Annotated in this window: 12 protein-coding genes; 4 read left to right on the forward strand and 8 right to left on the reverse strand. The window is 42.0% G+C overall.

Translation table 11 applies throughout. The features are described from left to right. Window positions 1-52 precede the first annotated feature (52 nt). Both JOD17_RS12520 and JOD17_RS12525 read left to right on the forward strand, forming a co-directional pair. Window positions 53-382, forward strand: a complete 330-nt coding sequence (locus tag JOD17_RS12520) for a phasin family protein (RefSeq protein ID WP_042360092.1) — start codon at window positions 53-55, stop codon at window positions 380-382. A gap of 15 nt (window positions 383-397) precedes the next feature. Further along, window positions 398-2,068, forward strand: coding sequence for an ABC1 kinase family protein (locus tag JOD17_RS12525; RefSeq protein ID WP_204698160.1), 1,671 nt, complete (start codon window positions 398-400; stop codon window positions 2,066-2,068). Window positions 2,069-2,351: 283 nt separating this feature from the next. Here JOD17_RS12525 and JOD17_RS12530 read toward each other — a convergent pair whose 3' ends face one another. From JOD17_RS12530 to JOD17_RS12540, 3 genes are all read right to left on the reverse strand, one after another. Beyond that, a complete protein-coding gene (locus JOD17_RS12530; RefSeq protein ID WP_204698162.1) occupies window positions 2,352-2,717 on the reverse strand; it encodes a DUF1798 family protein in 366 nt (121 codons plus the stop codon). Between the two features lie 35 nt (window positions 2,718-2,752). Beyond that, a complete protein-coding gene (locus tag JOD17_RS12535; protein ID WP_204698164.1) occupies window positions 2,753-3,271 on the reverse strand; it encodes a MerR family transcriptional regulator in 519 nt (172 codons plus the stop codon). 169 nt (window positions 3,272-3,440) lie between these two features. Continuing rightward, window positions 3,441-3,683, reverse strand: a complete 243-nt coding sequence (locus JOD17_RS12540; protein ID WP_042359220.1) for a DUF370 domain-containing protein — start codon at window positions 3,681-3,683, stop codon at window positions 3,441-3,443. Window positions 3,684-3,815: 132 nt separating this feature from the next. On the opposite strand from JOD17_RS12540, the gene recU reads away from it, so the two are divergent. Then, window positions 3,816-4,409: a Holliday junction resolvase RecU gene (gene recU / locus JOD17_RS12545; RefSeq protein WP_204698166.1), complete on the forward strand. Its 594-nt coding sequence runs from the start codon at window positions 3,816-3,818 to the stop codon at window positions 4,407-4,409. A gap of 58 nt (window positions 4,410-4,467) precedes the next feature. Further along, on the forward strand, window positions 4,468-7,032 hold the full coding sequence (locus tag JOD17_RS12550) for a transglycosylase domain-containing protein (RefSeq protein ID WP_204698168.1): 2,565 nt from the start codon (window positions 4,468-4,470) through the stop codon (window positions 7,030-7,032). Between the two features lie 108 nt (window positions 7,033-7,140). Here JOD17_RS12550 and JOD17_RS12555 read toward each other — a convergent pair whose 3' ends face one another. From JOD17_RS12555 to JOD17_RS12575, 5 genes are all read right to left on the reverse strand, one after another. Next, window positions 7,141-10,650: a dynamin family protein gene (locus tag JOD17_RS12555; RefSeq protein WP_204698171.1), complete on the reverse strand. Its 3,510-nt coding sequence runs from the start codon at window positions 10,648-10,650 to the stop codon at window positions 7,141-7,143. Continuing rightward, window positions 10,647-11,300, reverse strand: a complete 654-nt coding sequence (nth, locus tag JOD17_RS12560) for an endonuclease III (RefSeq protein WP_204698174.1) — start codon at window positions 11,298-11,300, stop codon at window positions 10,647-10,649. Before nth ends, JOD17_RS12555 begins: the two co-directional genes overlap by 4 nt. Before the next feature lie 23 nt (window positions 11,301-11,323). Then, window positions 11,324-12,022 (reverse strand): DnaD domain-containing protein, encoded by a 699-nt coding sequence (locus JOD17_RS12565; RefSeq protein WP_204698177.1) that lies wholly within the window; start codon window positions 12,020-12,022, stop codon window positions 11,324-11,326. A gap of 73 nt (window positions 12,023-12,095) precedes the next feature. Next, entirely contained in the window at window positions 12,096-13,385 is a 1,290-nt protein-coding gene (gene asnS / locus JOD17_RS12570; protein WP_042413886.1) for an asparagine--tRNA ligase, read from the reverse strand. 91 nt (window positions 13,386-13,476) lie between these two features. Continuing rightward, complete coding sequence (locus tag JOD17_RS12575; RefSeq protein ID WP_204698180.1) at window positions 13,477-13,953, reverse strand: hypothetical protein; 477 nt, start codon at window positions 13,951-13,953, stop codon at window positions 13,477-13,479.

Raw genomic sequence — 13,953 nt, forward strand, 5'->3', positions numbered from 1 at the left:
ACAAAACGGGAAAATAAATAGTTAGAACGCTATGATGAGGGAGGCTTTTACGATGAACGAGTGGTTAAAGAATGGTTTTTTTCTAGGTCTAGGTGCTGCTGTTGCAGGCACTGAGAAAGTACAAACGTATTTAGATGACCTCGTATCACGTGGTAGAATTACCCCGAAAGAAGCAGAGCAATTTGCAGATGAATTAATTAAACGGGGTGAAACGAAAGAACAAGAATGGACGGAGTCATCGAAAACGAAGATGAAATCCATGTTCAATGATATGGGTCTTGCTACACGTGATGACTTAGAACGTGTTGAAGAGAAACTTACTCATTTGGAAAGCTTGCTCAAAGAGCGTCAAATGAAGGATCGTAACGACGACAACGAGTAAAAAGGAAGATGACTATTGCTTTCCAACGGTTTAAAACACGCAAACCGCTACCGTAAAATCGTAACCGTTTTAGCAAGACACGGTTTCGGTTATGTCCTTAAAGAAGTTGGTCTATTTCACGTCCTTTCTTTACCGAAACGACTCGCTACCAATCCTAGCGACCCTAACTATCGGCTCATCGGAGAGCGGATTCGAAACGCTCTCGAAGAGCTTGGTCCCACGTTTATTAAGCTTGGTCAGATGATTAGTACGAGAGAAGACCTCTTTCCGAACTATATCGTCGATGAACTAGTTGAGCTTCAAGACAATGTACCGCCGTTTAAATTCAGCGAACTAAAGAACATTGTTGAAGAAGAACTAAACATGCCATTACATAAAGCCTATCAATCGTTTGATGAGACCCCTATTGCAGCCGCATCAATCGGTCAAGTACATCGTGCGACATTATTCGATGGCTCGGTCGTTGCTGTAAAAGTTGCAAGGCCTAACATTAAAGAAACGATTGAGAAGGATTTAGACATTTTACATGACTTAGCAAAGCTTTTTACACAACGTTTTCGCTGGGCAGAGTATTATCGCCTCGAGGAAATCGCTGATGAATTTGCGGAAGCCATTCGAAATGAAGCGGACTATACGATCGAAGTGCGAAATACGGAGAAAATGCGTGCGAACATGGCTGATTTCTCCTTGATCACCATTCCAAGCATTTATGAAAAGTATAGCACTCGCAAAATGATTACGATGGAATTTATTGACGGGGTTAGCTTGCATGATTGGCATCCTGAAAATGAAGAACAAGGGAATCGTTATGCCCGTGAACTTGCTGATGCGTTTTTACATCAAGTGTTGATTGACGGATTGTTCCACAGTGATCCTCATCCAGGTAACTTTAGCATTACGAAAGATGATCAGATTTGTATGTTTGACTTCGGTCAAGTTGGTCGCTTGAATAAGACGATGAGAAATCAGTTCATCAGTTATGTGATCGCGATGACTCGTCGTGACATTCGTGAAGTTACAGACACGATTTATGCGATGGCAGACGTCCCTGATACGGTTGACCATGAGGAGTTTGGCGAAGAAGTCGAATTTCTTCTCGACAAGTACTACGAGCAATCGTTTGAAGACATTAAGATTGGCGAGGCAATTCGAGACATCTTTGCCGCGTCTCATCGTTATAACATTCGCATTTATAAAGAATACACACTGCTTGCCAAAGCAGTCATAACGATTGAAAGCATTTTAATGCGACTTGATCCGAATCTTAGCATCGTAGAAATTGCCGAACCTTACGGTAGGCAGCTTGCCCGCGAACGATTAAATCCGAAAAGCTGGACGAAAGAGCTTTATCGTGATGCTAAAAAACAATCGAAGACGATTCTCGCCCTCCCCGACTCTGTGAAAAGAGCCGTTGATCGGATTGGTGACGATGACTTGTCATTAGAAGTACGCATGCCAAAGATCAATTTGTTCTTTAGAAAGCTTGATCGCATCAGTAACCGGATTTCGTTTAGTATTACACTTTTGGCGTTTAGCATTATTATGGTTGGGCTCATTATTGGCTCTTCATTTGGCGATCAAAACTCATTTTTAGTCCAATTACCTGTGATAGAAATTAGCTTTGTCGTTTCATTTTTTATGTTTTTGCTCATTTTATATTCGATCCTCAAATCAGGAAGATTTTAAAGAGCAACCGGTTGCGGACACATCCGCAACCGGTTTTTTATATGACAAATTTATACGCTCAAATGTAAAAAGTGTAAGGTGAATTTCCAACCAAAGTAATCTACCATTACCAGTGGAAAAAAATAACTGACTACGAAAAAGTTACACGTTGGTTTTTTCTAACCTCATACACTTAGACTGAAAAACCGCCATACAAAAAAACGTTAAGCAGATCTACTTAACGTTCAGTGTGTTTACTTATCTCAGATACAACGTACATATTAAAAACGTCACTCAAACTCGACTAACGTTCGCTTGCTGTTTGAATTTCTTCTTCGACGAGGTCTAGCACGTAAAAGACGGCTTGTATTCGTTCAATAAACCGTTGCTCTCGCATCGTTTTTTGGAATGATTCCGTTGGAATGACATACATATTCTCATAGGTGTGCTCAACTTGTGTAGCGTTTAACGTTTGCATCGGTTCAGCTTGAACGAATTGATGGACAAGCTCTTTCCACTCTTCTGTGCGCTGTTGGACTTCGTTTACGAACGGAACGATCGTTTCCTTAAAATCAAATGATTCTCCGTTCGCTTGACGTTGCTGAAAGTCTTTCGCCTTTTGCATGTCACTTCGTAACGTCGTTTGCAGCTCCTGTATTTCTTTACTCATTAACAACCACCGTGCCTTTTTTAATTGGTGATCATTTAGCTAAATGAAAAGATGTTCTGACGTTTTCTTGGAGTGAGTGATTTAGGTTGTACAGTTTTCTCCTTCTCCGCTTTTTCAATTTGTTGATGTTCAATCACTGTTAATTGGTCTTCGATGCTTTTCACTGATTGTTGAACATCGTCTAATTCCGTGCGGTGCTTTAACAGTTGAAAACTCACAACTTCATCCGCTTTCTGCTCTATCATTCGCTCTAAATGATCTAAACGCTTAATAATATCTTCCATACGCTTTTCTGCTTCTTGAGTTGACGCTTTAAGTAAAGCCTTCTCATCTTCTGATGGTTTGATCGTAGCAAGTTCTTGCAACACAGGCTCTCGGTCCGGTAATTGCCGCTCCTTCACTTGTCTTAGCTTCTCAATTGCCAACACGTCATATAAATAATGACCTCGGTCATTTGTAATTACAGGTACCTCGTGCTTACGAACCCAATTTTGGATCGTCTTTGGTGCCACGTTTAGTTGATCAGCAACGTATTGTGTTTTTGCGAGTTTCATAAGAGAATCAACCCCCTTGAATGTTAGACAAACATCGTCTCGTCTATATGCTTACTCCAAACATTCAAGGTTAAAAACTCATTTCCTTTAAGGCTGACAAAACTGCTTTCTGTTCTACAAAAGTTCTCTTAAAACGCAAAAATGAACGCGCAGTTGTAGAATTGTGCGATTAATCTTCAGTTAACCGCTGCGAAATCGTCTCAGGTTGAACGGCAGACAAGACAATATGTTGACTATCTAATAAGATCATACTTCGAGTCTTTCGTCCGTTCGTTGCGTCAATGACTAACTTTCGCTCTCTAAATTGTTGAATTAAACGCTTTGTTGGTGCCGAATCGGGTTGTATAATAGAGATGATGCGATCACTCGGAACAACATTTCCAAACCCGATGTTCATTAACTTTTCACTCATGTTTTCACCTCAGTCATTCATAGAAATTTTAACATGAAATTGAATGTCTTAAAAACTTTTTCCTTGTAACAGCTTCTATTTATGCTATTATTAATGATTGAATTTTTATTAGACGGAAAGGATTGTTCTCAATTGGCTTTTCGTTACCCAAACGGTAAGTTGTATGAAAAGAAAGTGACCACATCAAAAAAAACCGATGATGGAAATGCAAACCGGGGCATGACACTTGAAGATGACCTTAACGCCTCCATCCATCATTACTTACAAATCGGAAAAGCGGTGATCCATAAAAAACCTACTCCTGTACAAATTGTTTCTGTTGACTACCCGAAACGAACTCGAGCTAAAATTACTGAAGCTTATTTTCGCCAGGCGTCTACGACAGACTACAATGGGATCTATAAAGGCTATCATTTGGATTTTGAAGCAAAAGAAACCCACCAAAAACAATCGTTTCCACTGAAGAATATTCATGACCATCAGATGGAACATTTAAATGCAGTCACTGCACACGGTGGCCTTGCTTTCTTAATTCTACGATTTGCTCATTCTAAAGAAACGTATGTGTTAAAAGCCGAAGATTTTATGAAGCTTAAAACAGAAACCGATCGTAAATCAATAAAAAAAGATGACATTGCAACTCTTGGAATCTTTGTGAACCCAAGCATTTTACCTACTATTGACTTTTTGCCTGCTGTGGAACAATTATTTCGACTGAACGTGTAACATTTTTCGGCGAACAGCGACAAATTCATTGAGGTTTTTGAGAAATGAGGGAAGTACGATGAGTGAATACACGTCGAGAACAGAAAAACGTCGTGCACAACAATCAGGAAACAAAAAGCAACAAAAGAACAAAAAACCGAAGCAAAAAAAATCCATATGGAAAAAAATACTGATTAGCTTATTCGTAATCATGGGCGTTGGTCTAATTGCCGGAGGTGCAACTGCGGCTGCCATTATTAGTGGCGCACCAGAGTTAGATCCTGAAGAGCTGATGCTTGCTGAAGGGGCCACCGTATACGACGTTAACGACAACGAACTCGGCCGATTACACGGTGCCGAAAAACGAAGTTATCGTTCCATTGAAGAAATTCCAGAACATGTGAGCAACGCCTTTGTTGCGGTTGAGGACATGCGCTTTTATGATCACATGGGAATCGATGTACGTCGTCTTGGAGGAGCTGTTGTCGCCAACATTACTGGTGGATTTGGTTCTGAAGGTGCAAGTACAATCACACAACAAGTTGTTCGGAACGCATTTTTAAGCGCGGACAAGACAATCTCTAGAAAGCTTCAAGAACAATGGTTAGCATTTCAATTAGAGCGTCAGTACAGTAAAGATGAGATTCTTGAAATGTATTTAAACATTATTTATTTTAGCTCTGACGCTTACGGAATTGGTGAAGCTTCCATTCGTTGGTTCGGTAAAGAAGATTTAAGTGAGCTAACGGTTGCTGATGCAGCAGTACTTGCTGCAGTACCGAGACGTCCTTCTTTTTATAATCCAATTGACAATCCAGAAAATGTCGAAAGTCGTAGAGATTTAATTGTAGGCATGATGGAAGACCAAGAACTAATTTCAAGTGAAGAAGCGGATGAGGCGCGTAACACGTCCATTCACGATCAAATTAATCATACGCCAGCAGATGATACGATCGGGCATACATCGTTTATGAATCACGTGCGTGATGAAATTGAACAAATTGATGGCCTTTCTATCGGTGATCTTTATGCTGCTGGGTTTGACATTTACACAACGATTGACCCAGAAGCACAAGAATTTGCAGAGCGTGTCGTTCAGACCGATGAGTTTATTAGTTCCTATCCAGACAACGAGTCATTCCAAGTTGGTTTCACATTGTTAGATAATGAAACCGGCGGCATTCGTGCTATGGTTGGCGATCGTCACGGTGAAGAAATTGAAGCAGGATTCAACTATGCGAGTCGTGGTAACGGTCATCCAGGTTCTACGGTGAAGCCGTTTATGGACTTCGGACCTGCGATTGAAGAACATGGTTGGGGTACCGGTCATACACTTGTCGATGAACCCCATGAATATTCTAGTGGTCAATCGATTACGAACGCATCAGGAAACTATAGCGGTGAAGTAACGATGCGTGAAGCTCTCGTGCGATCGTTAAACATCCCAGCGCTCAAAGCACATCAAGAAGCAGGCGTTGACAACTCACACCAGTTTGCAGAAAGTCTAGGCTTTAACTTTGAAAATTATTACGAAGCACATGCACTTGGTGCTTTTGAAACTTCAAGTGAGAAAATCGCAGGTGCATATGCTGCGTTCGGTAATGATGGTGTCTATAACGAACCACACAGTATTCGAAAAATCGTATTTCGTGATGAGCGGGAACTCAACTTAACACCAGAACCGAATCGCGCGATGCACGATTATACAGCGTATATGATGACTGATATGCTTAAAGGTGTACTCACAGATCCACGAGGTACAGGTAATCAAGCAAACGTACAAGGATTACCACTCGCTGGTAAAACGGGTACTTCAAACTTTGATGCTGACACTCGTAACCGTCTCAACATCCCACAAGGCGGTGTGCCAGACATTTGGTTTGCGGGGTACAGCCCTGAATATACCGCGTCGATCTGGACTGGGTACGCCAACAATAACGACGGTTATCTATCAGGAGCTGAGCATGAAATTGCACGACACATCTTCCGGATTGTCATGCAAGAAGTACACCAAGGGATGGATGTTTCTGACTTCTCACGACCTGATTCAGTATGTGAGCAAGGTGGCGAGCTCTACATTTGTGGTAACACACCAGATACACCACCTGAGCCTGAAGTAGAAGCAGCAATCTCAGACTTAACAGCAGGATTTGATGAAGACAACAATCAAATCATCGTAAGCTGGAGCTTCCCTGAAGAAGAAATGGAGGGTGTAACCTTCACAGTACGTCATGGGGTTAACGGTGAAGAAATGAGCGAAGTTCAATCGAGCAGTGACCAACAATTCATTCTCGCAGATCCCGCTCGTGAAAGCACCCATAGCTTCGAAGTCGTCGCGACTCGCAACGGTCAACCGCTCGACACCGCACAAACGAGCGTCGAAATAGCCGAAGCCGTTGAAGAAGAAGAGCCTGAGGAAGAGGAAGAAGAGGAAGAGGAAATCGATGAAGACCTTGTCGATGAAGAAGATTCTACCTCCCCTGAAGATGGCGATTCTGACTCATCAGACGAACCGTCACCACCAACAGACGGCGATGAGTCCGGTGATGGTGATGGTGATGGGAACGATAGTGATGATGACGAAACAGACGATACACCTGAACCACCAGAAGATGATGATTCAGACGATGATAATGACGAATAAAAGTTAAGATCATAAAGCCACTCTCCACAGCAATTCTTTTGGAGAGTGGCTTTTTTATTTCCATGGATGTAAAAAAGCAGCATAGACATCGTCTACGCTGCTTTTCACTTATTTATTTACATGCGTTAGAATGGCACTTCGTTCTTGCTCGATACTTTCTGTTGGTGGTGTATCGAGCAGCCATTTGTGAAGTTGTTGTTCGTTTTCTTGCTTCTTTCTCTTAATTTCGTTCTCTGATGTTTTTACATAACTCGTAACGAGGTCGTTCCATTCGCCACGCACTCGTTCGCTATACGCTTCTAGTGTAGCTTTTAATTGCTTAGAAAGCGCTTCGGTCAGTTGACTTAACCATTGGCTTGATTTCTCGTCCGTTAAGAAGTTCTTTTTCACTTTGACTTCTTTTAAGCGATTGGTTAACTTTAACGTTTTTGCTGCTTGTAACTCGACAGTCGTATTAACAGTTACGCCTTGTAGCTGTGTCACATGCTCATGGAAGAGGGATTGTAGACGTTTGTTCTCTTGTACGATGTTTTCTTGCCAAGACTTTGACACGTCTTCTAGCCACTTCTCAAGCTCCTCACGCAAGTTCTCTTCACGTTCTTGAGCTTGATCGCTTTGAAAGACTGCTGGTGTAAGTCGCTTCTTCAATTCATCCGTCCATTGTAGTACGAGACGTTTGTGACTATAAATGGCGAACGATCGAATGTTCATGTCTTCTGCTTCAAGTGTAGCCTTTACTGCTCGTAATTCCTCTTGCTTTTGTGCAGCAGGATACGTCAATGTCGCTTTCCGCTTTTCACGAACTTCTTTAGGAAGCTCAAAAAATTGCATCCATTTCGTTAAATGATCGGCATGATCTTCAAGAAGTTTGTCAAGCTCTTTTTGAGCTCGGTATTGAAGCTTCGGTTCCATACGCTCATCAAAGTCTTGTAAAAACGAAGCGATGCCTTCTTCATTATTACTCATTCTCGCTCGTTTACTTGAAATTGAGACGACGACTGATTCGTGATGTTCATTCGTTTTAAGCTGCTCAACGACGTGACTTTCAACAGCTTCTCGTTCATCCTCATCATGCGCAAGATCACTTGCATTGATGAGCACATAATCCGGGGACTGGATTTGTTTAATTTTCTCCATGAACTTAGCATCAGCATCTGAGTATGCATGATGATAGTACATCAAATACAAGAACGCATCTGCCTTTGCAATTTCATTCATGGCCAATTGGGTATGTCGTTCGTGAACACTTTGTACTCCTGGAGTATCAATCAGTTCAAAGCCAGCGTCAGTCCATGTTGAATGGTAATACACGTGTGAAAAATCAATAAGACATGCTTCTGATTCATCAACTGCCATTTCTTGCCAATCACTAAGCGATAATTGTAGCGTACTCCCAGGCTCAAGATGGTCTTTTTTCACACCCATCTGTAGCGCTCTTAAATACTCAACCCACTGCTTTTCAGCAAGCGTATCGGTTTTGTGGATGGAGAGACCTTCGGCATTCTTTAACGATTCAAGTGTATGTGTCATTCCACACAAATACGCGACATGCTCGACTTCTTCTTCTAATTCTTTTCGTGATTTCAGTTGTACGGTCACCGTTTCATTCGGCAGCTCTTTTGTTGGCGCTTTAACGACAGTAAGCGATGCGGTCGTTGGGTGCGGTGAACTTGGCATTAAGTCTGCTTCTAGTAAAGCGTTTAAGAACGTTGATTTTCCCGCACTAAAAGCACCTGCGACGACGACTGAGTACGTACGGTCTGAAAAGGCATCTAAACGCTCAATAAGTGCCTTACGATTCTCATGCTCCACTTCTTCGTTACGATGAGCAACTAACGTTTCCTTGATTACTTCGTAATCGCTTTGGTCACGGACCGTATAACGTGGAGCCAAAACGTCAGCTGTCGCTTGTTCTTCTGCCTTGTCTGCTTTCTTCAAAGGAGTAGCTTCAGTAACTTGAATATCCTCACTAACGCCGGCTAACCCTGTTGTTTTTTTGAACAACCATTGCATCTGATCCTCAAAGTCGCTCGTATCTTCAAGCATTGCCGCTTTTTGTTCAACGACTTCTAGCTGCTCTTTGACTTCAAGCTTTCGTTGCTCGAACGTTGTTTCAATCTGTTCAAGCTCTTCATAACTTGCGAGTTCTTTTTCAATCGTTTCAATGGCTCGCTCTTTACGTTCATCAAGCTGATCAAGCAATGCTTCATACACCGCTTCAGTGTCGCGTTTAACCGTCGTTAAAATGCTCTGATTTAACTGTTTTGCCAATTGATACACGTATTGATCATTTTTCTCACCAGAACTGATAAAGCTTTCATACCACGAAGAATCACTCGGCAGTTCCATTCGCTCAAAACGATCAATTGCGATTTTTTCTACATTTTCAGGCAAACGCTCTTTTTTAATGCGTTGTAAGAGGTAGAGGCGAATTTCCGCTTCAAAACGGTCCTTTATGAGTTCGTAGTACGCTGTGAAATGCTCATCTTGAAGTTCTTTCTTTTTCTTCTTTGATCCGAAAAAGCCAACTTTAAATGACGGGTCCATCACGCGTAACCATTCTTTCATTCGTTCGGTTACGTCATGTGGGAACAAGTTCGTTTGTTTATAGAAAACGGTAAAAAATTGTTTTACGTTGTCCAATTCTTTTTGGAGCTTACCTTCAACTTCTGCACGCTCTTTTTGTAAATGGTTGTAGCGTTTTTGATTGTCTTCACTATAGCCCGCTCGTTCCATTTCTTTGGCAATATCATCATCGAGTTCACTACGATCTTGAAACAGTCGATCGCGTAAAGATTCTACAGCGCTCTCTAGCATACGCTTTTGAGATTCGTCAATGAGTGCTTCACTATGAAACAACCACGAACGCGTTTCATTGATAAACGACTCTAGCTCGTTGTACGGGTGGTTTTTTGCTCTAGCACTCGTTGTGAATACTTTAACTGGCTTTATACCGTAACGTTGAAGCATATCGAGCAAACCGTGTTTAAAAATTGAAAACGAAAGCTCATCGTCGTTATGTTTATCGATTTGATTGACAACGATCACAAACGGTTTGTTTTCACGTTGCAACTGCTTCAAAAATTGTAAATTCGTTTGTGATCGAACGTGATTGTAATCGGTCACATAAATGATTGCATCGGTCGTTAACAGCTGATTTGCTGTGTAACGACCGTGCGTTGGATCTGTTGAATCCATTCCTGGAGTATCTGCCAAGGTCACCTTCCGTTTTAAAAACGGTAAAGGTAAGGTGAGAACAATTTCTTTCACACCATCTCCATCAAGAGCCAGTTGCTGAAGTTTTTCCCACGGAATATGACCTTGAAACTGTTCTTCTTGACCGTTGTTTTTAATCGCTCGAATTGTGGTTTCTTCCCCGCCTTGAATCGTCATAATGTTAGCAGTTGTAGGAACTGGACTAGACGGTAAAAGATTTGCGCCGAGCAATTGATTTATGAGCGTTGATTTCCCTGCTGAAAAATGTCCACAAATCGCAACAGAAAAAACATCTTCACCTTTGAGCTTGTTCTCTAGCTGCTGAAGACGCCATGACTCTTGCTCACCAAAAGGCAAAGACTGCTTTAATTCATCGAGCTTGTGTAGTTCGGCTGTCATCATCGTTGTTCCTCCGGCACGCGTTTTTTTCCTTCACGACAAATGTCTAATAGTGGACATGATTCGCATTGAGGGTTTCTTGCTTTACAAAAGTATCGACCAAAAAAGATCAATTGATGGTGAGCTTGTGACCAGCGATCTTCTGGAAGCTTTATCATGAGTGTTTTCTCTACTTCTAATACCGAATCTTTCCAGCGACAAATCCCTAATCGCTTTGACACTCGCTCGACGTGGGTATCAACCGCAATTGCAGGTAAATCAAAGGCAACCGAAGCGACCACATTTGCTGTTTTACGCCCGACTCCTGCAAGTTTCATTAATTCATCGCGGTCTTGTGGAACTTCCCCACCATAATGAACGAGTAACGATTCACTCATCTTCCGTAAGTTTTTCGCTTTGTTACGAAACAGACCGATTCGACGAATGTCTTCTTCCACCTCTTCTTGTGTGGCATTGACATAGTCTTCAGGCTGTCTGTATTTATCGAACAACCCTGGCGTCACTTTATTGACGAGCGCATCGGTGCACTGTGCTGACAAAATGACAGCAACTAACAGTTCAAATGCATTACTATGGGTTAATTCGCATTCTGCTTCTGGATACATATGCGCAATCGTATCGAGCGCATGCGTCGTTAATTTTTTGCTAAGCATGATTGTCTTACCTCTTCTATTGTTTAATCCGATTCAAGCCAGTTGTAGTTCGGATATGGCTCTCGACTTTGTTTGCCAGCACCTGTTAATTCAGGCTTTCGTTGATTTTTACGGAAATTCATACTCTCCTGCAGCGCAGCTTCTGGTGTTGTAATGCCTTTCTTTTGCCATTCAAAGAGAATGCGATCAATGTAACGCAAATTCAACTTTCCAGAAATAACCGCTTCTTTAAGGGCTGCTTTAATTAGTTCATATGAATAATTGTCTTTATCAATCCACAGTCCGAGTGTTTCAATTTCCATCGGTGATAATGGTCTACCGAATTCATTTTCAAAAAGTGAATACAGTTCGCCACCTAACGAGTCATTTTTTTGCTCGTCTTTTTGTTCAGCTTCTAAATAAAGAATAATTTTTTCATAGAAAGGACGTAAACTATATGATTCATAGACAATTCCATGATCTTGTCGTTGCTCAATCGAAAGGACGCCTCGCTGCATTAATCGTTTTAACCCATCTTGACAACTGTCAATTGTTAGTGACATCTTCCGTGCAAGTTGCTCTGGCGTCGGAAAGTGTTGCCCTTTTGAAATCTCACGATGTAAATGCAACAGTAACATCATATCGCGCTCATGAATGCCTAGTGCATCATAATAATCTAGAAATACAACCGGGATGGAGATGTGCCCTTCTTCTAACAAGTCGATGATTCGATTCTTATCCATCCGTTTCACCTCAATCATTGTTTTGCTGTAAAAAACCCATCTCCAACATGACGTGAGGAGATGGGCACACCTCTTATGGATACAAACGATTCAAAAGACGTGGGAATGGAATCGTTTCACGAACGTGTTCAGTTCCTGATAACCAAGCAACCGTACGCTCTAAACCGAGTCCAAATCCTGAATGAGGAACACTTCCATATTCACGAAGCTGCAAATACCAACGATACGCATCATCGGACAAGTCGTGTTCTTTAAATCGTTCTTCCATAAGCGAATAGTCGTCAATTCTCTGGCTTCCCCCGATAATTTCACCATAACCTTCTGGTGCAATTAAATCTGCACAGAGGACAACGTCTTCGTTTTCTGGGTCTGGCTTCATATAAAACGCCTTGATGTCTTTTGGCCAATGCGTAATAAATACAGGTGTATCAAATTGATTGGCAAGTTCAGTTTCATGCGGAGCACCTAAGTCTTCGCCCCACTTTATCTCGTAATCCTTTGCTTGCAAACGTTCAATCGCTTCTTTGTACGTAATTCTTGCAAACGGCGCTTTAATCTTCTCAAGTTGTTCAGTGTCACGTCCGAGCACTTTTAACTCTGCTTTCGCTTCGTTTAACACCGCTTGAGCGAGATAAGACACGTATTCTTCTTGGATTTCTAAGCTTTCTTCATGATCAACAAACGCCATTTCCGGCTCAATCATCCAAAACTCAATCAGGTGACGTCTCGTTTTTGATTTTTCGGCACGGAACGTCGGGCCAAAAGAGTACACACGTTGGAATGCCATTGCTGCAGCTTCCATATACAATTGACCAGATTGCGAAAGAAATGCATCTTCATCAAAGTATTTCGTATGGAAAAGCTCCGTCGTTCCTTCAGCTGAATTCGCTGTTAAAATCGGTGGATCTACTTTCGTAAAGCCACGTTCATGATAGAAGCGGTATGTCGCATTAATGATCACATCACGAATGCGCAGAACAGCATGTTGCTTACTTGAACGGATCCACAAATGACGGTGGTCCATGAGGAATTCTGTTCCGTGTTCCTTCGGTGTAATCGGATAGTCTTCAGCATGTTGAATAACTTCTACGTTCTTTACCGTTAACTCGTAACCAGATGGTGCACGGTCATCCGCTTGCACAACTCCTGTTACGTACAACGAGCTTTCTTGACCTAAGCCTTTAACTTGTTGAAATAACTCTTCTCCTACTTCTGCTTTTACGACGACGCCTTGAATAAAGCCTGTCCCATCGCGTAACTGCATAAAAGCAATCTTACCGCTTGAGCGTTTATTCGCTAGCCAGCAACCGATGGTCACTTCTTCGCCAGCATGGTTTCCAATCGTATGAATGGTCGGTTTCAATTCTAGGTAACTCCCTTCAAACTTCCTGCATATCTTACTTATCTAGTTTACGAAAGTGCCACGTGAACTTCAAGCTCTAAACGAAGATCAATCACGGCAAACGATAAACATACGAGGTTTCACCTGAATAGGCATCAACAACATGATACACGTGCGCACCTGTTTCGTCCTCATAAATCACTTCGAATATCGGTGTCTCAGCTTCAAGACCGAGTGCTACCCGACGAAGTGACGATGCGTCATCCGCCCCCGCCATTGCACTGTTGATCGCTTCCTCTTCAGTAATCACCGAATCAGTTGCAATCACATCAAAACGTGCTAGCTCATCATTAAAAAACCAATATTCCTCTTGTTCATCAACCATAACGGTCGCAACTGTGATTACGTCGTCTCCTCGGTAATGGTACCAATTCCCTACACTTGTTACGCCTTCTTCTCGGAGAATCTGTCCACCAAGTCGCTCTTCAACATCTGAATGCTCAGCATAAGCCGATTGATACAACCAGATGAGAAGACTGGTGATTACAATGCCAATGAAAAAGATCCCAATGGCAATCCACTTCTTCAT

The sequence above is a fragment of the Geomicrobium sediminis genome (assembly GCF_016908595.1).
GTDB lineage: Bacteria > Bacillota > Bacilli > Bacillales > Marinococcaceae > Geomicrobium_A > Geomicrobium_A sediminis.

What these genes read in the sequence shown, in the direction of transcription:
- JOD17_RS12520 (WP_042360092.1), top strand. Translation starts at nt 53, where the DNA reads ATGAACGAGTGGTTAAAGAATGGTTTTTTTCTAGGTCTAGGTGCTGCT.
- JOD17_RS12530 (WP_204698162.1), bottom strand. Translation starts at nt 2,717, where the DNA reads ATGAGTAAAGAAATACAGGAGCTGCAAACGACGTTACGAAGTGACATG.
- JOD17_RS12535 (WP_204698164.1), bottom strand. Translation starts at nt 3,271, where the DNA reads ATGAAACTCGCAAAAACACAATACGTTGCTGATCAACTAAACGTGGCA.
- JOD17_RS12540 (WP_042359220.1), bottom strand. Translation starts at nt 3,683, where the DNA reads ATGAGTGAAAAGTTAATGAACATCGGGTTTGGAAATGTTGTTCCGAGT.
- JOD17_RS12550 (WP_204698168.1), top strand. Translation starts at nt 4,468, where the DNA reads ATGAGTGAATACACGTCGAGAACAGAAAAACGTCGTGCACAACAATCA.
- JOD17_RS12555 (WP_204698171.1), bottom strand. Translation starts at nt 10,650, where the DNA reads ATGATGACAGCCGAACTACACAAGCTCGATGAATTAAAGCAGTCTTTG.
- nth (WP_204698174.1), bottom strand. Translation starts at nt 11,300, where the DNA reads ATGCTTAGCAAAAAATTAACGACGCATGCGCTCGATACGATTGCGCAT.
- JOD17_RS12565 (WP_204698177.1), bottom strand. Translation starts at nt 12,022, where the DNA reads ATGGATAAGAATCGAATCATCGACTTGTTAGAAGAAGGGCACATCTCC.
- JOD17_RS12575 (WP_204698180.1), bottom strand. Translation starts at nt 13,953, where the DNA reads ATGAAGAAGTGGATTGCCATTGGGATCTTTTTCATTGGCATTGTAATC.